Consider the following 24,124-nt stretch of genomic DNA (forward strand, 5'->3'; position numbering starts at 1 on the left):
TAGTTTTCATAGCGGTTGGTTACGCGTAGCTGGTATTGGGGGGATCTGGTTACGCGAAACTAAAGGTTTCAGCCGCTGCACGCCGTCATCGACATAGCTGTACAGCACGGGGATCACCAGTACACTCAGAAAAGTAGAGGTAATAAGGCCACCAATCACCACTATGGCCATAGGAGCGCGAAAGCTTGGGTCGCCTCCCATGCCAAGGGCTATAGGCAGCATGCCAGCACCCATGGCAACAGTGGTCATCACTATAGGACGGACACGCTTGCGGCAGGCATCCACAATGGCGTCTCTTTGGCTGAGCTGATGTTCGCTCTGGGCAATAATGATGTAGTCAATCAGCAGAATAGAGTTTTTGGTGGCTATGCCCATCAGCATAATCAAGCCAATCATAGCGGGCAGTGACAAGGTGGAACCTGTGATAAAAAGCGCCAGAAAGGCACCGGGTACAGACAACACCAAAGCAGTTAAAATGGTGAGTGGCTGAAACACATCTTTGAGCAACAGCACCAGCACCATATAAATACAAAGCACACCGGTCAGCATCGCAATGGCAAAACCAGTGGCTAATTCGCCCATCATTTCGGCGTCACCCAAGGCATTTTGCGATATACCAGCTGGCATGTTCTTTATGCTGGGTAAAGCCAGTATGGCTTGCTCAACATCACCTAAAGGTTGGTTGTTTAGCTCCACTTCGAAGCTGATATTGCGCATACGATTGAATCTGGAAATTTGCGAAGGGCCACTGCTGAGCTCCAGCGTCGCCACATTTTCAAGAGCAACAGGTCCGCGTGCACCCGGAACAGGCAGGCGTTTGAGCGTTTCAAAATCGGCGCGGGCTTCATCATTGAGCCGAACTACAATAGGAACCTGACGTTTACTCAGATTCAGTTTGGCCAAATCCTGATCATAATCGCCTGCTGTCGCAATCCGCAGCGTATCGGCAATATCAAAAGAGGTCACACCCAAATCGGCCGCTTTGGTAAAGTCAGGTCTGATAATCAACTCTGGCCGCACTAAGCTGGCGCTGGAAATGACAGCCCCAATGCCTGGGATAGAGCGAAGGTCACGCTCAACCAGCAGTGCATGTTGTTCAAGCTGATGACTATCTTCACTGGCAAGCACCAGTGAATAATTCTCGCCAGCACCCAAACCCACTTTAACGCGCGCTCCTGGTACTACTGCCAGCATCTGCCGTAATTCTTGTTCTATCTGCTGTTTGTGCACTCCTGAACGTTCGCTGCGATGCGTCAGAGTTAAAGTCAGCACCGCAGTGCCGACACCGGATGCAGAACTGCCACCTTCATCTTCTTCACCCGAGCTACCGCTGCCTATAGCTGTGTACACCTGTTTCACCTGCTGATGCTTTGCAACAATACTGCGGGCTTGTTCGGCGAGAGTGATGGTTTCCTGCAGTTTAGTGCCAGGTTGAAGGCTAAGAGTGACCTGCGTCTGTTGGTTATCGTCTGCCGGCATAAAGTCACCCGGCAGTTGAGTCGCCAAAAATAAACCACCACAAAAAAAGGCCAGTGCCGCAGTGGCTGTGATGCGTCTATGGGCTAAGCACCAGTGCATCAGTTTCAGGTAATAGCGGATCCAGGCGGGTTCTGGTTTTACCTGCTGCTTTGGCGCTTTTAACAGGTAAGCCGCCATCATTGGCGTTAGTAGGCGAGCGACCAGCAAAGAAAACAGCACTGCAACTGCAGCTGTCCAGCCAAATTGCACAAAAAACTTACCAATAACTCCACTCATAAAAGCTGTGGGTAGAAATACGGCAATGAGCGTAAAAGTGGTGGCAATCACCGCCAAACCTATTTCATCGGCTGCTTCCATTGCTGCCTGAAACGGCCGTTTCCCCATTAGCAAATGCCGTTCTATATTCTCAATTTCAACAATGGCATCATCCACTAATACCCCAATCACTAAAGACAAAGACAGCAGGGTGACGGTATTGAGGCTAAAGCCCATCAGATGCATCACAGCAAAGGTCGGGATCACAGAAAGTGGCAGCGCTGTAGCTGCGATAAAGGTAGCCCGCCAGTCCCGCAGAAACAGAAAAACGACGATAACAGCCAGCAAAGCCCCTTCGTACAGCAGTTGCATTGACCCATCGTAGTTTTCAGTGACAGGGTCAATCAGGTTAAAAACTTCAGTCACCTGAATATCTGGTCTTTGTTGCTTCAGTTGCTGTAAAGCCGCACGAACACCCTCTGCCACTTCAAGTTCGCCGTAGCCCAATGCCCGCACAATTTCAAAACCTACCACGGCTTCGCCATTTAAAAATGCGGCAGAACGTGGTTGTGAAACGGTGTCAGAAATATGGGCGACCTGATCCAGCCGGATACGGCGACCATCGCTTAATGTGATATCTAAAGAGGCTATTTCTTCTGCTGAGCCGACAGTAGCAATAGTTCGGACGGACTGCTCCATACCACCAAAGTCGGTGCGACCTCCGGATCCTTCTTGCTGGATTTGGCGCAACTGGCGCGAAATATCAGCGGCAGTGGTATTAAAAGCCAACAGGCGGTTAGGGTCGAGATCCACCCGAACTTCCCGGCTTACACCGCCCACCCGGCTGACCGAACCAACACCTCTGACCGCCAGCAGGGTTTTGCTGATGTCATTGTCGACAAACCAGGATAAGGCCTCGTCATCCAACTGTGACGAGGCAATGCTATAGGTCAGAATAGGGGAGCCAGAGAGTTCCTCTTTTTTAATCACAGGGTCACGTAAATCAGCGGGCAAGTCGGCTCTTACTCTGGCTACCGCATCACGCACATCATCTAAAGCTTGCTGAATGGGCCGCTCTAGCCTGAATTCAATAGTCAGACGGGCTTCACCTTCCGTCAGGTTGCTGTAGATATGCCTGACTCCTTGCACCGTCGCTAAAGCGTTTTCCAGTTTTCGCGCTACATCGGTTTCCAGTTGTGAAGGAGAGGCGCCTGGTAAAGAGGCCGTGACTGTAACTGTCGGCAGTTCAAGATCGGGCAAATCCTGAACTTTCATCGACTGAAAACCTAACAAACCTGCAAAGGTTAATAAAACAAACAACAAAATGGCTGGAGTGGGGTTTCGTATGGCCCAGCTCGATATATTCAAATTCATCTGATAGTCCTGTTACATCATCGGGCCGGAGTCGGCCCCCGGATAAGTGACAGCTGTTTTTTCAGCGGAGTTTTGTTCTGCAATCACTCTGACCAAATCACCATCACCGAGAAAGGCACCTCCTGTTGCAACCACCTGGTCTGAGAGCTTCAGACCACTGGTGATTTCTATCCGATCTGCAGTGCGACGGTCTGTGTTTACCTTGGTTTGAATGACTTTTGAATCCGCTCCTATAAGCAGTACATAACTAAAACCATCCCGCAGCTGCACAGCACTCAATGGCAAGGTCATGACTTCAGTGGAACCCAGCTCAAATTGTCCGCGGGCAAACATGCCGGAGCGCGCTGTACCTTTGGATTTCAGGTCGACATAGACCAGCGCATTGCGGCTTTGGGTATCAACAATAGGGGACAGCATGCGTAAAGACCCCTGAATATTGCTGCCGTCCGAGAGCGTGATCAGTGCTGTTTGGCCAGGGTGGAGTTTTGAAAGGTCGTCCGAAGACACTTCTGCACGCCATTCCAGCCGGCCCCCTCTAATGAGCCGGAATAATTCTTGACCTGATGGCAATACGGCTCCAACTGTGGCGGTTCGGGCTGAGATAATGCCTTGATCCGGCGCCAATACGAGGCTTTGAGCCAGACGTAACTCCTGGGTCTTGAGTCTGGCTTTGGCCGCTTCCAGCCGTGCTTTGGCTGACTGTGCTGCTGTGATGTAACGCTGAATTTGCTGGCTGGATAAAGCGCCACTGGATTTCAGTTCTGTTGTGCGTTTCAGGTCGGCCTGGGCTTCAGTGTACAAAGCTTCTGCTTCGGCTTTGTCTGCACGACTTAAGTCCAGTTCAGCCTGTAATGTGGCTGAGGAAAAGACGGCCAGAATCTGACCTTTATTCACCTGATCACCTACATTCACCTTCACCTCTGTCAGCCGCAGACCATCCGCTTCAGTGCCAATACTGGCTTCCTGCCAGGCAACAATATTGCCGTGAGCCGAAACCTTTGAAGTGACCATCGACATTTTTGGGCTGGTGGCTGTAACTGCGAGTACAGGTTTTTCGGTGGTGTTTTGTATGCCTGGCTGCGAGGCGGATTCAGCTGTATCTGCATCCTGCTGCGTCAGAACTAACGCAGAGGCGACAGTTATCAGCACAAGGCTTGCAATAATCAGCAGCTGTTGTTTTTTCGCTGTCATTGCCTTGCTCCTTGTACAAAACAAAGGAAGCAAATCGCTGATGGTTTGTTGGTAACGAATTGATTAAAAAGCATCTGGTGATCTCATCCAAAAAGTGGGGATACCGCACTATCGGATGCAATAGCTTTCAGGAAACTTACGAGGTGCTTTGAACATAAAAATAAAATTTAACTGCTGTTGTAAGTCTTGTGTAAGTCAGAAGGCTGAATGATGAGGTGGCTTTATTGACCACTATTCAAAAGGAAGCTTTTTATGTCATCACAGTTGTATCGCACTGAACGCAGCTACGTTAAACGCACCTATGTTACCCGCGCCTATGTTAACCGCAGTCTGGCTGCAGCTATTGCTTTGCTTTGTTTACCTCTTGCTGCTCAGGAATCTGACAGCGAGCAAGAATCGTCCTGGGGCCTGGGTTTAGGTGTAGTGTCCAGCCAGAAGGCTTATACAGATATGGACAGCGAAACCAGAGTCATTCCTTTTATTTCTTATGAGAATGAGTATATTGAGGTTCTCGGCCCTAATCTGAAGTATAAATTGCCAAGCTTCGAGTTGAATGACTCCAATAAATTCAACTTCAATCTGGTCGGAGAATACGATTTTTCTGACAATGATCCAGATGAAACCCCTATCCTTAACGGTATGGAAGAGCGTAAAGGCGGTTTTTGGGCTGGTGCTCAGGTAGAGTGGCAGAATGACATTGCAACTGTCAGCCTTGAGTGGTTGACTGAAGTCTCAGGTGACAGTGATGGCTCTGTACTTAATCTTGGCATTGAAAGAACCTGGCATATCGGCAGAAGTTATATGTTAACACCTCGAGTGGTATTAAGCCGCGTCGATAAAAACTATGTGGACTATTACTATGGTGTCCGCGCTGATGAAGTCAGAATTGGCAGACCTTTTTATCAGGGCGAAGCCGGGCTGAATACTGAAGTTGGGCTACGCGGTATTTATAGGATTGATCAAAAACAGATGATTATGCTGGACCTGGCTGTGACCAGCCTTGCGACCGAAATCAAGGACAGCCCCTTGGTCGACAGTTCCACAGAGAGCCGGGTGATGCTTGGCTATATTTATCGTTTCTGATGAACCGTATCCTTCTGCTTGAAGATCATAAACGCCTGGCCCTGCTGATCAGCAAGGGTCTGGCGCCTGCTGGCATAGTGGTTGATAGTTTTGAACGTATTGATCACGCATGGCAAGCCTTGCAGCAAGTGCCTTATCAGGCCATGGTGCTGGACAGAGGCGTACCTGATGGCGATGGCCTGAACTTACTGCAGCGGCTCAGAACTGCGGGTAACAGTATTCCCTGCCTGGTGCTGACGGCGCGTAATGCGTTGCACGACAGGGTTAATGGTTTAGACGCTGGTGCTGATGACTATCTGTCCAAACCTTTTGCGATGGAAGAGATGGTTGCCAGAGTGAAAGCCTTGCTAAGACGGCCTGCCGAACGCCAGTCTCTGGAGCCTGGTTATGGCGATTTAGTGCTGCAACCCTCATCAAACCTGATCTGGTGTGCTGACAAAAGCCAGCTTTTGTCTCAGGCTGAAATGCAGGTATTGTTTGTACTGATGCGAAAACCTGGTGAGACGGTGCGGCATAATCTGTTAGAGGCTGCCGCCTGGGGTTTAAGTGAAGCCGTGACTCCCAATGCGCTGGATGTGGTGTTACACCGTATTCGTAAGAAACTGCTCGCTATTGGTTCGCGCTGTCAGATTATCAATGCAAGAGGAGTAGGTTATGCGCTTGCGGAGCCAAAAATACCTTAATAGTTTCAGTGTCAGAGGTTGGATATGATGCGTTTGGTAAGACCAGAATGCTTAAGCAACTGCGGTGGCAGAGGTTGGATATGATGCGTTTGGTGAGACCTGAATGCTTAAGCAACTGCGGTGTCAGAGGTTGGATATGATGTGTTTGGTGAGACCTGAATGCTTAAGCAACTGCGGTGTCAGAGGTTGGATATGATGCGTTTGGTGAGACGCCTGCACCGCAATAGTATCAGCGTCAAAATGCAGCTGGCTTATGTGGCGGGCATGATGCTGAGTGTCAGCCTGATCGCTCTGGTGGTGTTGGCTGCACTTGGATTTCAGAGCAATATCTTGTCAGAAAACGATATCAATGATTTTTCCGGCGAACTGGCCGAAAATCTGCAATTTAATGCGCAAGGTGTTCCTGTTCAGGTGGCTGACGAAGAATATCTTTGGTTGTTTGAGACTTTGTATAACGAAATAGCCTTTAGAGTTATGGATCAAAACGGGCAGGTTGCGCTTGCATCCAGGGCTGCTCCGGAGTTTTGGTCTGCAGCGGATCAACTGCCGTTAAAAGCTGGCCCCTTTGAGTTTCAACAAAATGGCATCATGATGGATGCTGCTAATGGCGTCAGAGTCCATAATGGCAAAACCTGGTTTTTTCAGGTCGCAGTCAGCAGACGATTTATGTTTTTCGCCCACGATACCTTTGCCTTACGTTTTATTGAAGATGGCCTGATTTTATTATCTTTAGTGCTGTTTTTTGTTTTTGGCGCCTGTGTACATTTTGCCCTGGGTTATACCTTGCGGCCTTTGCTTAAATTATCTCAGGCAGCAGCTTTAATATCGCCCCGTTCTTTGCAGGAACGCCTGCAGGAAGACCATGTGCCAACCGAAATTGCGCCTTTGGTCCGAAGCTTTAACATAGCTTTAGACAGACTTGAGAGGGGATACCGTTTGCAGCAGGAGTTTCTGGCCACTGCTGCACATGAACTCAAAACACCACTGGCCTTGATCCGGGCTCAGCTTGAATTAATGCCGGAAAATGAAGAACGCGACTGGCTACTAAGTGACGTCAAGTACATGTCACGTCAGGTACAACAGCTGTTGTTGTTAACTGAGGTTAGCGAAGAACAAAACTATAAATTCTGTACTGTGGAGCTATCACAGATTGCAGTCGAGGCTTTATCTTACCTGCAGCGTATGGCTGACGCAGCTGCGGTAAAGCTGATTCTCAATGATCAAAGCGACGGGGCAGAGTGGCAAGCGGACAAAGGCGCTTTGTTTACCTTATTAAAGAACTTATTGGAGAATGCTATTCAGCATGCACCTGCAGGCACAGAAGTGATACTGACTTTATCTGCCGATAGCCTGACGGTGCGGGATTTTGGACCAGGTGTGGCAGAGGATGAATTATCCCAACTGTTTAACAGATTTTGGCGGGGAGAACATAGACGTGACATTGGAGCTGGCCTGGGCTTAGCTATTTGTCAGGAAATTGCCGTGACACACCACTGGACTTTGTCCGCATACAAAGCGGAACCAGGACTTTCATTTACCTTATCTACTGAAGCAGTGGAGCACTAAATTGGACAGGCCGATTTAGTGTTCCACCTCTTTTTACTTCAGTGTTTTTTCAGTCCGTAATCAACAAAACATAAGCTTCAGTGACCTGAGCTATGTGTTCCTGCATAGCTGCTCTGGCGCCCGTTGCATCGCGGCGGCTTAGGCATTGATAAATTTTTTCGTGCGCCTGAATATTAGGGCCTGCCATTTGGCGGCGCACTTTTTCTGTAAACGCTCTGCTTATCTCTGATGATTCACGTAAAGTCCATAACCACTCGACCATAGACTGCAAAGCGCTGTTGCGGGTTGCGCTGGCAATTAACTGGTGAAACTTGCCGTCAAAAGCTTCGGCTTCAGAGGTTTTTTGTGCTGCAACCAAAGCTGTCATCTGGTTTAAATAAGCTTTGAGTTTTAACAACTCTTCATTACTGATTCGCTCTGCAGCTAAAGCCGCTGCATCACCTTCCACCAACAAGCGAGCTTCCATAATTTCCAGCGGGCCAGGGGCATCATCGGCCAAAATGGAGCTTTTTAATGCAGCAGATTTCAGTACATAAACCCCTGATCCCGGTTTAATTTCCACCAGCCCTGAGACTTCCAGCGCTATTAATGCTTCGCGCACTGTCTGGCGGCTGACGTCGTACTGCTGCGCCAAATCGCGTTCTGCAGGCAGCCGATTGCCCGGATTGAGTTCACCTTTGGCAATGTTTTGCGCCAGCTTATCGGCGATCACTAAATACAGCCTTTGGCTATTGGTCTGGCTTCGTTCTGTACTGAGCTTCACTGGAGAGTCTGTTGTTTGTGTCATCTTGGCTTCAAATTTATTTTGGTCTGTCCAAATATTTAATATTGCAAATTGGACAGGCCAAATGTTAGTTTTAATCAATAGGCCCGACCAATCTAATCTGTCGACCGGCACAATTCAAGCCTGACAGTCAAAACCACTGTTGAGTCTGTTGCAGCCTTGTCGTCAGCCGTCACTTTGAGGAAGAGTATGAAAATTATTGATGCAAAAGTTATTGTCACCTGCCCGGGCAGGAACTTTGTCACTATTAAAATCACCACAGACCAGGGGTTATATGGCATAGGGGATGCGACTCTGAATGGCCGTGAACTGGCTGTGGCCAGTTATTTGCAGGATCACCTGATCCCTTGTCTGATTGGCCGTGATGCCAGCCGTATCGAAGATATCTGGCAGTTTTTTTATCGTGGTGCGTACTGGCGTCGTGGCCCTGTTGGTATGACAGCTATTGCTGCAATAGACGTAGCGCTGTGGGACATTAAAGCCAAAGCCGCCAATATGCCGTTGTATCAGTTGCTGGGGGGCCGCAGCCGTGATGGGGTGATGGTCTATGGTCATGCCAATGGCCGTGATATAGCCGAAACCGTGGCTGAAGTAGGGCGTTATATCGATATGGGCTACAAAGCGATCCGTGCTCAGACCGGCGTACCGGGTCTTGCCAGCACTTATGGTGTGTCCGGCGATAAAATGTATTACGAACCTGCCGATGGTAATTTGCCGACTGAAAACCTCTGGTCGACCAGCAAATATTTAAACTCTGTGCCTAAGCTGTTTGAAACTCTGCGTGAGACTTATGGTTTTGAACATCACTTATTACACGACACCCATCATCGTTTAACGCCTATTGAAGCAGCTCAGTTGGGTAAAGCTTTAGAACCCTATAAATTATTCTGGCTGGAAGATGCAGTACCCGCTGAACTGCAGGAAGGTTTCCGTTTATTCCGTCACCATACCACTACGCCTATAGCTGTGGGTGAGGTGTTTGCATCTATCCATGACTGCCAGCAACTGATCAGCGAACAGCTGATTGACTATATCCGCACTACCATAGTGCACGGTGGGGGGATCACCCATTTACGCCGTATTGCTCATCTGGCTGAGCTGTATCATGTGCGTACTGGTTTCCATGGTGCAACAGATTTAAGCCCTGTGACTATGGGGGCTGCGCTGCATTTTGATACCTGGGTGCCAAACTTTGGTATTCAGGAATATATGCGCCATACGCCGGAAACCGATGCGGTATTCCCGCATGACTATCACTTTGACAATGGTTATCTGAAAATAGGTGAAACGCCAGGTCATGGTGTCGATATAGATGAAGCTTTGGCTGCTAAATACCCGTACCAACGTGCTTATCTTCCTGTCAACCGGTTAGAAGATGGCACCATGTTTAACTGGTAATTTTGTCATTGCGCTATGCCGATGGCCGCTGTGCCATCAGCTGTTACTTTGATTGGAATAATACGCGACAGTAAAAAGATCTTTGGACAGATTTTGGGTGAAGGTATAAAGTTGCTTAGCTTGGAATTGTAAAGTTTTATCAGCCAGTTCCGTAACTTATGACGACTCATTTAAGTCTGTACTGCAGATTGGAAGCTATGCCGGTTAAAAAACCTACGATCAAAGATGTGGCTCGCCTGGCGGGTGTCTCCTTTAAAAGTGTGTCCAGGGTGGTGAATAACGAAGCCTGGGTCAGTGATGAGGTTAGAACCAAAGTACAGGCTGTGATTGAACAGCTGAATTACCAGCCGAATCGCACGGCCCGTCTGATGCGTACTGCTCCTTTTTCTTTGGCTTTTGTCTACGACAATCCGAATAGCCACTATGTGATTGAAATGCAAAACGGTATTTTGTCCCTATGCCGCGAAAAAGGTTTTGAGCTGGTGATCCATCCAACGAATTCTGGCTCAGATCAGGTCCGTCATGAACTCACCAGTATGATCGCTACCAATCTGGTGGGTGGAGTGATCCTGACGCCGCCTTTGTCTGAAAGTACAGAACTGGTGAAGCAATTGCTGGAGCAACAAGCCAAAGTGGTTCGTATTGTTTCAGGTGCTGAACCACCGGATGAGCTTTGCCCAACCATTTATGTGGACGATGAGCGAGCGGGGCAGGAGATCACTGAACATCTGCTGGCTCAAGGCCATCGCCGTATTGCCTTTTTGGGTTATCACAAGGATCACAAATCCTCTTTGGGCCGTTATCGTGGTTATTGTGCTGCGCTTAAAAATGCCGGTCTTGAGGTACAGGATGAGCTGGTGATTTGTGGTAATTTCACCTTTGACTCTGGCGTTGAGATGACAGAACAATTGCTGCAATTGGACAATAAAGCCACGGCACTTTTTGGTTGTAACGACGAAATTGCGGCAGGTGCTTTGTTTGTTGCCCGCAAACGCGAACTTGCTGTACCCCAGGATTTATCCATAGTAGGTTTCGAAAACAGTCCATTCTCCCGACAAACCTGGCCAGGTCTGACCACGGTCCATCAACCTAATGCGGAAATCGCCGCCAAAGCAGCATCTATGCTGATTGCACTGATGCAAGAACCCGATCAACAGCCGTCACACTATGGCGTTAAATTGCATCTGGTTTTACGCGATTCGGTATCATCCATCATATAAACCTTTGTAAATCAATGACTTAAAATCGTTGTCAACGTTGTCATATTTATTATTGACAACGTTGACAGGGTGGTGCTAATTTAAAATCTGAGTGATGAATAAATCACCGATCAGAAAGATCCGGATAGAGAAACAGACGATCACAAAATAACTATTAGCAACGCAGAGAGCACAGGCATGAACAGGTTGAATCAGCATCAGTTAGGAAAAAAGACAGTACTCGCTTCTATTCTGGCGACTTTATTTGTACCAGCAATCAGCTATGCACAAGACAAGCCGGCTGAAGAAGAAAACGTCGAAGTGATCCAGGTCAGCTTCCGCGGCAGTCTGGCAGCAGCTGCCGATATCAAACGTCAGGATACAAAAGTGACTGACGCTATCACCACTGAAGATATAGGTAAGTTTCCAAGCGAAAACATTGCGGAAGCGATTCAGCGTATTCCAGGCGTACAAATTTCTAACGTCAACGGCCGTGGCTCAACAATCAGCGTACGTGGTTTAGGTTCTCAATATGCCCGCACCACTTTAAACGGTCAGACTATGGCCAGTGCAGATTTCACCAGCGGTTTTCGTTTTGACATTATTCAAACTGAATTGGCTTCTGTTATTGAGGTGATCAAATCTCCGACAGCTGATATGGATGCGGGTGGTTTATCAGGCACCATCAATATTGATACCGCTTCGCCTTTGTCTTTTAGCGAGCGTAAAATTTTACTTTCAGGTAAAGGTCAGTACTCTGAGTTTTCACCAACAGACGATATCACTCCAAAAGCTAACGCTACTTATATCGACCAGTTTGCTAATGACACTGTAGGTGTATTGCTGAATTTTGGTTATCAGGAACTGGACGACAGAGTAGATAACTTCTGGATGGATCGTTGGTTTGTTGATTCAGATACAGATGAAGTCACACCACGCCGTCCTCGTTATCGCCGTATCGACCGTGAAACAGAGCGTGAATTATTTAACGGCACTGTGCAGTGGAAACCAACCAGCGCTTTTGAAGCGAAGTTGACCACAGTCTATGCAGGGGACGATACCAAGCAGGATTTAAATCAGCAGGTGTTTCTGTTTAATGCCAACCAGATCACCCGTTTAGGCGATGCGGTCAATGGTGTCTATAACAGCATTCAGATTGATAACTTTACCACTGAAAATAACCGTCAGTTGGAAGATAAAGACGCCACTTCAGAAGCTTATACCTTAGAGCTGGAATATGACTGGCAAGACTGGAACTTCAGCAGTGTGCTCCATCACACAGCGGGTGAAGCTGTACACAACGAAGAAGCGGCCATTCTGGCCACTGTAATTTCACGTGCTAATCTGGACATTACTGACCCATCCAATATCAGTTTTAATATTGCTGATAATCTGGCTGATCCGGCGTTATATCCAACAGTGATGCCACGTAATGAATACCCGAACGGTGCCAGTCGTCTGACAGAGTCGGATGAAACTGCAGTACAGTTCGACGCAGAACGCGGGCTGGAATGGGGTTGGTTGACCAGTGTGGCTGCTGGTGTCAAATACCGTAACGAAACCATGGAAAGGGAAGTTTATCGTACCGACAGGGCCGCTATTGGTGATGCAGACCCGGCCGATTTACCTTCAATGGCAGAATATGGCTATATAGTTTCGGATTTCCTTGATAACAAAATGGACATTCAGCACAGCTGGATAGCGCCTAACATCATGGCCTACCGTGACGCGTTAACAGCTGAAGGTGTAACAGTACCGACCTTATTTGCAGCTCAGTCCAGCTACTCTGTTGATCAAACGATTTCATCTGCTTACCTGATGACTGATTTTGAAACCGAGGTAGGCGGCTTGCCACTGCGCGGTAATTTCGGTGGCCGGTATGAGCGCACCGAGCGTGATATCAATACCTACATTACAGGGGATACTCACCCGGATAACGAAGAAATTAAGTTGGCGATAGGTGAGACCACCCAAAGTTTTAATTACGACAACTTCCTGCCAAGTGCCAACCTGGTGCTGGAATTAAACGACGATATGCAGGTCCGTCTGGCAGCAGCTAAAGTACTGGTTCGTCCTATGTTAACGTCCAATACTCAGCTGGCTGCCTCTGAAACCTCAGCGGCTAACTCTTTTGGTACCCGCACTTACACAGTGAATCTGGGCCAACCTGAACTGGCCGCTTTGACGGCTAATCAGTTGGATTTAGGCTGGGAGTGGTATTACAGCGAAGGTGATTCGTTGACCCTGAACCTGTTCCAGAAAGACATTAAAAATGGCACTGTCAGTGAGCTGGTTTGCCCTGAACAATACAATGGCGCGACGCTGAGTATGTCAGGTTCTGACTGTGTCGACAGCGCAGGTAATATCTATGACATTACCGCCATTTACAACGACAGCTCTGAACTGACCGTAAAAGGTTATGAGGTCGGCTGGAACCTGGGGCTGGATAACTGGTTGCCTGTGCCAGGTTTTGGTTTAAGTTCTAACTACACCCGCATTCTGGTTGATGAAAGCGAAGGCTTTACACTGACGAATTCTTCAGAGCAAACCTGGAATATCACAGGCTACTGGGAAAATGAAGATTACAGTGCCCGTGTATCCTTGAATCACCGCAGTCCTTACGTTCAGGACAGCACAGATGCGTTCTTCGCCCGTGAAGGCCGCACTGTTGAAGGTCGTAATCAGATCGATGTACTGTTAGGCTGGAATATCAGTGAGCAGTGGTCAGTGCGTTTTGGTGCATTGAACCTCAATGGCAAAGATGAAGAAGCTTATCGTGATGAGCTAACCCGTGCCTGGCAAACTACCAGTGTGATTGGCCGTAGTTACTATTTGGGCGCGAATTTTAGTCTGTAAGTGCTACTGCAGGAGCCGGCAACATCTGTCGGCTCTTTATTGATCAGATCTTCAGGGATCAAATCTTTAGTGATCAAAGAATTAGAAGAAGGAAAATCCCCATGTATTTGCCTAAGTTTCGTCTTAGTCTGGCCGCCTGTTGTGTACTAACAGGGCTGTTGAGTGGTTGCTCTCCGGCCCAATCGCCGCAACAAACATCGCCGCAGCAGACTCAAACTAAGATCACCGACGTCGCAACAGCCACTCAGGCAGACAGCACAGAGGTTAAACCGGTACGGGAGTTATTTGAGCGTGTCGCTGGTAAGGCGGTACCTAATGTGCATTTTACTTTGCTAAAGGATGACCAGACGGACTGGTATCAAATCGAAGCCCGCGACGGCCAGCTTTATGTCAGTGCCAATGCGTTGACCGCTTTAAGTTATGGTACTTACGAATATCTGCGTCAAATTGGTGTGATGTCGGTCAGCTGGGAAGGCAACAGAATAGCCCTGCCAGAGCAATTTGCCGATTATCAGCCTGAACGGGTCAGTTCTTTATTTAAGCAACGTGCTTATCTGAACGTTTGTGCTTATGGCTATTCCACACCATGGTGGGGTTGGACCCGATGGGAACAAGAACTGGACTGGATGGCGCTGCATGGTGTCAATAACCCAGTGGCGATGGAAGGTCAGGAATTTGTCTGGCAACAACTCTGGCTTGAGTTTGGTGTGAAAGACACAGAACTTGCGAGTTATTTCTCAGGCCCGGCTTTTACGCCCTGGCAGCGTATGGGTAATATTGAAAGCCACGAAGGCCCTTTGCCTGACGCTTATATAGAGAAAAAACGTCAGCTGCAAAAACAAATTATGGCGCGTATGGCCGACTACGGCATGAAACCTGTGGTGCCGGCATTCTCAGGTTATGTGCCTAAGCAGTTCAAAACCTTATTCCCGCAAGCGAAAATTTCCGCTATGCCGACATGGTCAGGTTTTGCCAATGAAACCTATTGGCTGGACCCGGCCGATCCACTTTTTGCCAAAGTAGCCAAACGTTTTATCGAATTGTATAACGCCGAATATGGCGAGCAGCAGTATTACCTGCTGGATGCCTTTAATGAAATGTTGCCTCCTGTGTCCAAAGATAAACGTTATCAGGATTTAGCAGGCTACGGCGAAGCTTTGTATCAGTCGCTGGCGCAATCTGTGCCCAATGCCACCTGGGTGATGCAAGGCTGGATGTTTGGTTCGGATCAGCATTTTTGGGATCTGAAGTCTATCGAAGCCTTTTTAAGCAAAGTGCCAGACCATAAGCTGATGATCCACGATATAGGCAACGACAGGTTTGATGTCTGGCAAAAGGCCAAAGGTTTTTACAACAAAGACTGGGTTTTTGGTTTTATTCATAATTATGGCGGCAGTAACCCTGTGTATGCCGACTTTGATTACTACAAAGAAAAAGTTGATACCGCGTTGCATCATGCCGACAAAGGTAATCTGAACGGTTACGGTGTATTCCCTGAAGGTATTCACAGCACCTCAGTGGCTTACGAGTATATGTTTGATGTGGCATGGCAAGGTCAGGCGACAGCGACCAGTGATTGGTTAGAGCATTACCTGAAAGCCCGTTATGGCGCTGTGAGTCCTGCTTTATTGTCGGCCTGGAATAAGCTCTACAAGGCAGTATTCAGCACTAAGTACTGGGAACCTCGCTGGTGGGAAGGTTCTGCCGGAGCTTATCTGCTCTTTAAGCGGCCTTCGCTGGACTACCTGCGTTACACCGGAGCTCCCGGTAATCTGGTTTTGCTGGATCAGGCATTGCGTGAACTGGTGGCTTTACCTGAAAGCGAGCGCAGTGCATTACTGAAGTACGATTTGATTGACCTGAGTCGTCATGCGGTCACTCAACATATAGATATGTTGTTGCAACACAGCATGCTGGCTTATCAGCAGGGCGATATAAAGCAGGGGGATGACTGGCGGCAGCAGGCCAAAGCGCTGATCCTTGGGGTTGATGCGCTGATTGGTGGCCAGCAGGAAAGCTTACATAGCTGGGTGAAAGAGGCGCGTGATTATGCCGAAACCCCAGAGCTCGCTGCATTGTACGAGCGTAACGCCAGACGTCAGGTCACCAGTTGGGGCGGCCTGAAGCTAAAAGATTATGCGTCCAAAGCCTGGCAGGGCATGTATGCCGATTTTTATCTGCCACGTTGGGAGCTGATGTTTGATGCGCAGCGCAAAGCAGCCCAAGAGGGTAAGGCTTTGGATAAAGCCGCAGTGGAGCAACAACTGGTCGATTGGGAAGCTGCCTGGCTGGATAAGCCGATGAAAGCAGCTTCAACTCAACCCGCTGATGCTTTTGCTGCTGTCGCCGCTTTGCAGGCTTTGGTGACGGCGAGTAAAGCGCCGCCTTCCAATCTATAACTTTTTAACTTGCGCTGTGCGCTCTTGCTAAGGGAGCCGCACAGCAGGAATTTTTTATGCAAGCACAACGTTTACTGGCGTTAGATTTATTCCGGGGCCTGACCATTATCCTGATGATTATGGTCAACAGCCCCAACACCTATGGCGAATTTTCCCATGCGTATTGGGATGGCGTGACTTTCGCCGATTTTATTTTCCCGTTTTTCCTGATCATTGTCGGTGTGGCTATTGCCATAGGCATGAGACCTGTTGAGCGTAGCGCTGAAGAATTATCAGCACTTCGATTGAAGGTACTGCGCCGCAGTCTGATCATGTTTGGCTTAGGTATTGTGGTCAATCTGATGTATCTGAAGTTTGCCGATATCCGCATTTTGGGTGTGCTGCAACGTATTGCTGTGGTCTATCTGGTGTGCTCCTTTTTGGCCATGCAGTGCAGCAGTAAACGATTGGTGCAAATTTTGGGCTTTATTCTGGTCAGCTACTGGTTGTTGATCTTACTGGTACCAGCTCCGGGTTTAGTTGCGGGTCAGCTGGAGCGGGGCGCAAACCTGATTAACTGGTTCGATAGCGCCTTTTTACCCGGCATGTTATGGCGCGGCACCTGGGATCCAGAAGGAATTCTGAGTACTTATCCAGCTATTGCCAGTGGTTTATTTGGGGTGCTGATGGGGCGGCTGGTGCTGGCTTATAAACAACAATTGCCTCAACTGGTGATGTCGTTGTTTGTGTTGGGCTTTTGTAGCTTTTTACTCGGCTGTCTCTGGAGTTTGTTTTTCCCATTCATTAAGCATATCTGGAGCAGTTCTTTTGTACTGGTTACCAGTGGTATGGCGAGCATGGTGTTGGCCTTGCTGATTTGGTTCTCTGATGTCAAAGGTTACCAGCAACTGACCCGGATTCCACTGATTTTTGGCGCCAACGCTATAGTGGCTTACGTGCTGCATGTGGCTATGGAAAAACTACTGGAAGTGCCCATAGCAGGACAGTCTGTGCATGATGTCTATCAGTTCTGGGTCGGGGAACTTGGCTGGAACCAGTTTTTCAGTGTCGGCGTCTGGATCGCCGCCTTTCTTGTGCTCTGTTATTTGCCGGTCTGGTGGCTGTATCAGCGCAAAATTTTCGTAAAAATTTAACAGATTCAGGTTCAGCAGATCATCTGGTTTTGCCAGATGGTGTGCCCTTGGTTTGCCCAAAAACTGACCTGAAAGGGGATCCCAGTGACGCAACACGAACAACTTTTTATTGGTGTGGATGGTGGCGGTACCAAGTGTAAAGCCAGACTGGAAAGCAGCAGCGGTGCCTTATTGGCTGAAGCTGTAACGGGGCCGGCTAATCCGGCGACAGATTTTGCTTTGGCGGTGGAGTCCATACTGCAGGCCTGTCAGCAGGTGGTGCAGCAGGCGGGCTATACCGACACTGCTTTGGCTTATTGTCATGTAGTGATGGGACTAGCAGGAGTTAATGTGCCTAGAGTACAAAGTCAGATGCAACATTGGTCTCATCCTTTTGCCAGTTTAACTGTGACCACTGATTTACATATTGCTTGCCTCGGAGCTCATGCAGGGCGGGATGGGGCCATTTTAATTACCGGCACAGGCACAGCAGCTTTTTCTACTGTGGATAACGAGCAGTTTTTATTCAGTGCTCAGGGTTTTCCGCTTGGAGACAGAAGCAGCGGTGCCTGGTTTGGCTGGCAGGCGGTATGCGCTACTCTGGATAGTCTGGATGGCTTAACGGATGAAACAGAGCTGACCAAAACTATTTGCCGGACTTTAGGCGTGCGTAGCAATACAGACCTGATCAGCTGCTGTATAGGCTACAAAGCAACGGACTATGCCCAGTTGGCGCCGCTGGTCTTAAGGTATCAGCAGCTGGCTGATCCGCATGCGCTGGATATTACCAAGCGTGGGATGGATTACATTCAGGCGTTATTACAGCGGCTATTAAAAACCGGAGCGCCCCGTATCGCCATGATTGGCGGTCTGGCTCCTTTTTTAGCCGACTTATTACCCACAGACTTACAACAACAGCTCAGCCCTGTGCTAGGGCCCCCTGAGGTTGGCGCAGTGGCGCTGGCCCGACAGCTTTTTGCGGAGAAAGCAGCATGACATTAATGCGGGAAGAAGCCAGTTCAAGCTGGCAAAAAATTCAACAGCAGAACCAGAGCAATAAAGCCTTATATCAGCAACTGGCTGAGAAGATCAGAGACTTCGATCCTGCTTTTGTTTATATGGTCGGTCGCGGTACTTCAGACCACGCCGGTGTGTTTGCCCGTTACCTGATTGAAGTTGAATTAGGAGTGGCTGTGGCTGCAGCCGCACCTTCAGTGGCCAGTTTGTTCTCAAGGCAGCTAAAACTGAACAAAGCGCTGGTGCTACTGATTTCCCAATCTGGACGCAGTGAAGATTTATTAGCACAAGGCAGAGCAGCAAAACAAAGTGACGCTTTAGTCGTAGCTTTGGTGAATGACATCAGCTCGCCGCTGGCTGCTTTAGCGGACTATGCCATACCTCTGCTGGCCGGGCCTGAAAAAGCAGTAGCAGCTACGAAAAGTTATCTTTGTACACTGTCTGCTTTGCTGCAGCTGGTCGCACATTGGAAGCAGGATCAGGCTTTACTGGATGCATTAGAGAGCTTACCAGCGGCCTTGCAGCACGCAGTAGAGCAGCCAGCCCAGCTGCATGCAGATCACATCAAAACGCTTCGTCATTGTGTGGTGTTAGGGCGGGCTTTTGGTTACGCCATATCCAGAGAAATTGCGCTCAAAATTAAAGAAGTCTGTGGTATTCAGGCGGAAGCCTTCAGCAGCGCTGAGTTTTTACATGGTCCTATTTCATTACTGAATCAGCCTTTGACGCTGTTGAATGTGCAACTAAATGATGAAAGCAGCGAAGCACATGACGCACAAATCGCAGAAGTGAAAAAACGTGGTGGTGTAGTGTTAACCTTGGCCTTAAATGCAGAGCAGCAAGCTATTCATCCACGATTACAGCCTTTATTGCTGATGCAGAGGTTCTATCTGGATATTGAAGCTGTGGCGCTGGCGCTAGGGCATAATCCGGATGCGCCAGTAGGTCTGAATAAAGTGACCAGCACCTTATGAACAGCATCTATGTCTCGCATTGTTTTGATGGCAAAACGCTGTTGCAGGATGTGCGGCTGGACTGGCAGCAGGACCGCATAGTTTCGCTGCAATCAGGCGTAAAACCACAGCTTCACCATCAAAATCAGCCCCAACTGCAAGGCCTGCTTTGTCCTGGCTTTATTGATATTCAGGTCAATGGTGGCGGTGGAGTTTTATTTAATCAGTTGCCTGATATCACAGCGCTGAAAACCATCAGTAAAGCTCATCTTGGCTTTGGTACTACTGGCATGTTGCCCACAGTCATCACCGACAGTCTGGAGGTGATGCAACGTGCTGCCGATGCTGTAGCTGAACTCTTGCCACAGCCTTTACACACAGTGCTGGGTATTCATTTTGAAGGCCCGCATTTGTCGGTAGCGCGCCGTGGTATTCATCCTGCAGAGCAAATACGGCCTTTGTCGGATAAAGAAATGCAGCTGATGTGTCGCAAAGACATAGGCAAAGTGATGGTGACTATAGCGCCCGAAACTGTGCCTGTGGAGCAAATCCGAGAGCTCTGCGCCGCTGGCGTTATGGTGAGTCTGGGGCATTCAGCGGCTACTGCAGAACAAGCTTTGGCCGCTATTGAAGCCGGAGCCTGCTGTTTTACCCATTTATTTAATGCGATGTCGCCTTTGACCAGTCGTGAGCCCGGCATGGTGGGGGCGGCTTTGGCCAGTCCTCAAGTGTATTGTGGTTTGATTTTGGATCATTTACATGTACATCCACTGTCGGCACGCATTGCTGCGCTATGTAAAGGCGAAGACAAACTGATTCTGGTGACAGATGCAATGGCCCATACCGGCAGTGAGTTACAGGTATTGCCTTATTTGCAGACTGAAATTCGCAGAGATGGTCTGAAACTCAGTTTACCTGAAGGCACACTGGCAGGCTCAGCTCTGGATATGAATACCGCCTTGCGGCATTTTTGTCAGGATCTGGCTTTGCCGCTTACTGCAGGTTTAAAGGCGTTAAGTACTAATCCGGCGGCTTTGGCTGGGTTGGATGATATGGGGCAACTGCGCAGTGGCGCTGTGGCCAATATGCTGTTGTTAGACAATAACCTGAATATGCAGCGCTGCTGGTTACAAGGCGCAGAACAGCTGAAAGTGCAACACAACAAGAAGAAGGATGTCCAATGAATACAACAGTCACTGAAGCTACAAAAGGCCAATCCAGTCTGCAGCCGATCATCATTATCGGTGTGCTGTTTTTTATGTTTGGTTTTATCACCTGGCTCAATGGCGCTTTGATCCCGTTTTTACAACTGGTGTGCCAGTTGGGCGAGTTTCAGGCGCTTCTTATCGCTTTTAGTTTTTATATTGCCTATGTGGTGATGGCTTTACCTATGGCGAGAGTCTTGGCCTGGTCGGGCTATAAAAACGCCATGTCGATAGGTTTAGGACTGATTGCTTTGGGCTGTGCATTGTTTATTCCAGCGGCCTATAGCCAGCAGTTTATGGTGTTTTTACTGGCGCAGTTTGTGGTGGGCTCGGGCTTAACTTTGCTGCAAACTGCTTCAAACCCTTATTTGGTAAGGGTAGGGCCAGAACATTCAGCCGCAGCCCGTATCTCCTTCATGGGCATTTTAAATAAAAGTGCAGGTGTATTAGCGCCTTTGGTGTTCACCTGGCTGGTATTACAGGATTTAGGCCATATCACAGCAGATAGTCTGGCATTGTTAAGCGAAACAGAGCGTCAGCAGCAATTAACCTTGTTAGCCTCGCAGCTGATGGCACCTTATGCAGGTATAGCTGTGGCTATTTTGTTGCTGGCTGTCGGGCTGCGTTTTTCAGCTTTGCCGGATTTACCGTCTGAAGAAGCGCCTGTCAGCAGTGATGGCAGCGAAAGCTCCATCTGGCAACAACGCCATCTGGTGTTGGGTGTCATTACCTTGTTTTGTTATGTCGGGGTAGAAGTGATTGCAGGGGATACCATAGGTTTGTTGGGTTCTGCACTCAATGTTCAGGGCGCTACCACTTTAGCCTCTTATACGATGGCCTTTATGGTGCTGGGTTATAGCCTGGGTTTGTTGCTGGTGCCTAAAGTCTTATCGCAGCGCCAGGCTTTGGCAATATCTGCTGGTTTAGGCCTGGTGTTGTCCGTAAGCATTTTAGTCTCAGACCCAAGCAGTACAGGTATTTCTGCGCTGTTATGGGGTTGGGCAGGCATTCCGTTATTGCCGGATCCAATCAGTCTGGTGGCTCTATTAGGCCTGGCCAATGCATTGGTATGGCCTGCTGTCTGGCCTTTGGCGCTGGCAGGTTTAGGTTCCTTAACGCCCAAAGCTTCAGCTTTGTTGATTATGGGCATAGCGGGTGGTGCTTTGCTGCCACTGCTGTACGGCGCGTTATCACAACACTTTGGTGCCATAGCAGGTTACATGGTGTTGTTGCCTTGTTATGCCATGATTTTGTATTACGCCCTGTGGGGTTGTCAGGTGAAATCCGCCAGATAAAAAACAAAAAGCCTCTGAGTTTTTCAGAGGCTTTTTTTATGGGGACGTTATAGCGTTTTGTTAATGCAAATGACGGTGACCTTGTTTGGTTTTGCCACCACCTTGTCCGGCTTCGGTATCAAAGTCACGGATCGTCACTTTGTTTTTTACAAAAGGTTCCACACCCAGTTTTTGGTATAAATCTGCCGGAACCATAGCTTTACCTTGAGTGATCACCAACGCCAGTTTGCGGATATCGGCAATGTTCTTGGTTGGATCGCCATCGACCAGTAATAAGTCGGCATCAAAACCCACTTTAATCTGACCTTTGTGTTGTTCCACTTTGCTGTAACGAGCACCGTTTAAAGTGGCGACCTGTAAAGCTTCAGCTGCCGTCAGGCCAGCTTTAACCAGTAACTCCAGTTCACCTTGCAAAGTAAAACCCGCCAGCTCGTCTGTACCAGCAACCACAGGAATACCCGCCTTGTACATCATGCCAACAAATTCGACCATCTTGGCATAGGATTTGGCATAACGTTGTGCAGTGGCTTCATCAGGAATATCCAGTTCAGCGCGGGCGTAAGAGCGTTGCACATCAGGCGGCAGATGTTTGATGATAGCGAGCCACGGATCACCCACAGTGCCATCGGTTTTTTTCAGGAAATCAAAAGTAGCCAGCGTCGGGTCTACCGTCACATTGTTGGTTTTTAATAAGCGGATAAAATCCTGTACTGCTTTGCCTTGCAGATCTAAGTCAGCCACTTGTTTGGCTGGCAGATAAAACCTGTCTAAGGTGCGGGTGTCAGTGTCAGGCTTGACCAGAAAATTCAGTATCAGCTGATTAATATGCTGAATTTCATCAAAACCTGCAGCCACAGCATCTTCAGCTTTGAGGAAAGCTGGTACATGACCGCTGACTCGTAAGCCGCGGCTATGAGCATAAGCCACTGTGTCTTTAAGGATTTCTTTTGGGAAAGAGTTGTAGATTTTCAGCTGCGGATAACCATGAGCTGCGTACCAGTCGATGGCATTTTTTGCTTCAGCCAAATCTTTAATAACAAAACCATTGCGGGCTGAAAATGCACTTTCGCCTTCCAGAAAACCTGTAGGTACTATGGTTGGGGCCAACAGCTTATCGGTGTCGATTTCATCCATCATTTGTTGCAAAGTGGCGTTGTCATTGCCCATATCCCGTAGGGTGGTGACACCAGCAGCTAAATGCAGCGTCCCTTCCCAACGTGACAAGTGGCCATGCATATCAAAGAGGCCTGGCAATACAATACGATTGGCGGCATCAATTTCATGCCCGACCGGACTATTCAATGTACCAGCAGGCACTATGCTGGTGATTTTTCCACGCAGCAGGTAAATATCACTAGGGCTACTTAGTTTCAGAGTTGCACTGTCAAAAATACGGGCATTACGAACTACGGTTAAGCCGTTTAGCTTTTTCGGTAAAAGTGCCAGCTTTTCTAATAAAAGCGTTTCAGCTTTTTGCTGGATGGCCAACATAGCTTTGGCATTGTGTTGCCAGCCTTCTTCAATCAGCGTGAGGTAACCTGGTATTAAATAAGCGAACAAGCGTGGATTTTCGCCTTGGGTCGCCCAGACAAAATTAGGCTCAAAACCTATACCGGTTTGCACCAATAATTGCACCTGCTGCTTTTCACCGCCGTTATCTACGATAAGTTCGCTGACGACTTCCTGAGTTAAAGTGCCGCTGGGTAACAAAGGCAAAGAGTTTTTACCACTTTTAGCCATAGCAGCTATCGCAATAGACGACAGGTAAGGTGAGCCATCCACAGGCAGATACAAGGCGTCTTGCTGATATTTTGCCTTGTTTTGTTCTTTGCCTGTACTCCAACTGGCGTTGTTGCCTTCGACTTTAAATTTTTCGTTAATGACAGAGCCAAAGGTGGTATTGCCTTTAGCCTGATAATCTTTAATAAAACCCTCTTTGTTTAAGCTGATTTTTTCATCCAGCTCCGGGCCACGGCCGTTGTCTTTAAAGATATAGCGGACGCTGATTTCACCCTGTTCATTGACTTTAACAATCTGCTCGCCGGCTTTGACACCGTTGTCGACCAGGATAGTGTAAGAATACTGCTCGTCCGCCCAAACCGAGCCAGAGAAAGCTAACAAAGTCAGCAGACTTAATGCGTTGATTTTCATTATAAGTTCCATAGTTTGTGTTCTGACTACTGAAGCTTAAAACAAATTGAATCAGGAAGGCAGGGGAAAAGTGTAAGCAGACAAGTAACAGGAATCGATCAGGGTTTGTCGTATCTTTCGCCGA

The 24,124-nt window shown here is 48.4% G+C and carries 16 protein-coding genes; 12 read left to right on the forward strand and 4 right to left on the reverse strand.

The annotated features are described in order from the left end of the window. Positions 1-6: 6 nt before the first annotated feature. The gene (locus LSG34_RS01415) at positions 7-3,108 is read right to left on the reverse strand and encodes an efflux RND transporter permease subunit (RefSeq protein WP_233007041.1); all 3,102 of its coding nucleotides are present in this window, start codon (positions 3,106-3,108) and stop codon (positions 7-9) included. Between the two features lie 12 nt (positions 3,109-3,120). Beyond that, positions 3,121-4,299: an efflux RND transporter periplasmic adaptor subunit gene (locus tag LSG34_RS01420; protein ID WP_233007042.1), complete on the reverse strand. Its 1,179-nt coding sequence runs from the start codon at positions 4,297-4,299 to the stop codon at positions 3,121-3,123. 252 nt (positions 4,300-4,551) lie between these two features. Between LSG34_RS01420 and LSG34_RS01425 the strand changes: the two genes are divergently transcribed. From LSG34_RS01425 to LSG34_RS01435, 3 genes are all read left to right on the forward strand, one after another. Then, on the forward strand, positions 4,552-5,382 hold the full coding sequence (locus LSG34_RS01425; RefSeq protein ID WP_233007043.1) for a MipA/OmpV family protein: 831 nt from the start codon (positions 4,552-4,554) through the stop codon (positions 5,380-5,382). After that, positions 5,382-6,065, forward strand: a complete 684-nt coding sequence (locus tag LSG34_RS01430) for a response regulator transcription factor (protein ID WP_233007044.1) — start codon at positions 5,382-5,384, stop codon at positions 6,063-6,065. The genes LSG34_RS01425 and LSG34_RS01430 overlap by 1 nt, the downstream gene beginning before the upstream one ends. A gap of 195 nt (positions 6,066-6,260) precedes the next feature. Beyond that, positions 6,261-7,631, forward strand: a complete 1,371-nt coding sequence (locus LSG34_RS01435) for a sensor histidine kinase (RefSeq protein ID WP_233007045.1) — start codon at positions 6,261-6,263, stop codon at positions 7,629-7,631. 49 nt (positions 7,632-7,680) lie between these two features. Here LSG34_RS01435 and LSG34_RS01440 read toward each other — a convergent pair whose 3' ends face one another. Then, positions 7,681-8,418, reverse strand: a complete 738-nt coding sequence (locus LSG34_RS01440; RefSeq protein WP_233007046.1) for a FadR/GntR family transcriptional regulator — start codon at positions 8,416-8,418, stop codon at positions 7,681-7,683. A 186-nt stretch (positions 8,419-8,604) separates the two neighbouring features. Here LSG34_RS01440 and manD point away from each other — a divergent pair, with 186 nt between their 5' ends. From manD to LSG34_RS01485, 9 genes are all read left to right on the forward strand, one after another. Next, complete coding sequence (gene manD / locus LSG34_RS01445; RefSeq protein WP_233007047.1) at positions 8,605-9,813, forward strand: D-mannonate dehydratase ManD; 1,209 nt, start codon at positions 8,605-8,607, stop codon at positions 9,811-9,813. Between the two features lie 197 nt (positions 9,814-10,010). Continuing rightward, on the forward strand, positions 10,011-11,033 hold the full coding sequence (locus LSG34_RS01450) for a LacI family DNA-binding transcriptional regulator (protein WP_233007048.1): 1,023 nt from the start codon (positions 10,011-10,013) through the stop codon (positions 11,031-11,033). Between the two features lie 177 nt (positions 11,034-11,210). Next, positions 11,211-13,868 carry a TonB-dependent receptor gene (locus LSG34_RS01455; protein ID WP_233007049.1) on the forward strand — a complete coding sequence of 886 codons (2,658 nt, stop codon included), beginning with the start codon at positions 11,211-11,213 and terminating at the stop codon, positions 13,866-13,868. A gap of 101 nt (positions 13,869-13,969) precedes the next feature. Further along, on the forward strand, positions 13,970-16,267 hold the full coding sequence (locus tag LSG34_RS01460; protein WP_233007050.1) for an alpha-N-acetylglucosaminidase: 2,298 nt from the start codon (positions 13,970-13,972) through the stop codon (positions 16,265-16,267). Positions 16,268-16,323: 56 nt separating this feature from the next. After that, positions 16,324-17,400, forward strand: coding sequence for an acyltransferase family protein (locus LSG34_RS01465; RefSeq protein WP_233007051.1), 1,077 nt, complete (start codon positions 16,324-16,326; stop codon positions 17,398-17,400). 84 nt (positions 17,401-17,484) lie between these two features. Beyond that, entirely contained in the window at positions 17,485-18,375 is an 891-nt protein-coding gene (locus LSG34_RS01470) for a BadF/BadG/BcrA/BcrD ATPase family protein (protein ID WP_233007052.1), read from the forward strand. Then, positions 18,372-19,370, forward strand: a complete 999-nt coding sequence (gene nagB-II / locus LSG34_RS01475) for a glucosamine-6-phosphate deaminase NagB-II (protein ID WP_233007053.1) — start codon at positions 18,372-18,374, stop codon at positions 19,368-19,370. Before LSG34_RS01470 ends, nagB-II begins: the two co-directional genes overlap by 4 nt. Further along, positions 19,367-20,533, forward strand: coding sequence for an N-acetylglucosamine-6-phosphate deacetylase (gene nagA, locus LSG34_RS01480; protein WP_233007054.1), 1,167 nt, complete (start codon positions 19,367-19,369; stop codon positions 20,531-20,533). Before nagB-II ends, nagA begins: the two co-directional genes overlap by 4 nt. Continuing rightward, positions 20,530-21,849, forward strand: a complete 1,320-nt coding sequence (locus LSG34_RS01485) for a sugar MFS transporter (RefSeq protein WP_233007055.1) — start codon at positions 20,530-20,532, stop codon at positions 21,847-21,849. The genes nagA and LSG34_RS01485 overlap by 4 nt, the downstream gene beginning before the upstream one ends. A 60-nt stretch (positions 21,850-21,909) precedes the next feature. On the opposite strand, the gene LSG34_RS01490 is transcribed toward LSG34_RS01485, so the two are convergent. Continuing rightward, a complete protein-coding gene (locus LSG34_RS01490) occupies positions 21,910-24,000 on the reverse strand; it encodes an amidohydrolase family protein (protein WP_233007056.1) in 2,091 nt (696 codons plus the stop codon). Positions 24,001-24,124 lie beyond the last annotated feature (124 nt).

The organism is Rheinheimera faecalis (assembly GCF_021290965.1).
GTDB lineage: Bacteria > Pseudomonadota > Gammaproteobacteria > Enterobacterales > Alteromonadaceae > Pararheinheimera > Pararheinheimera faecalis.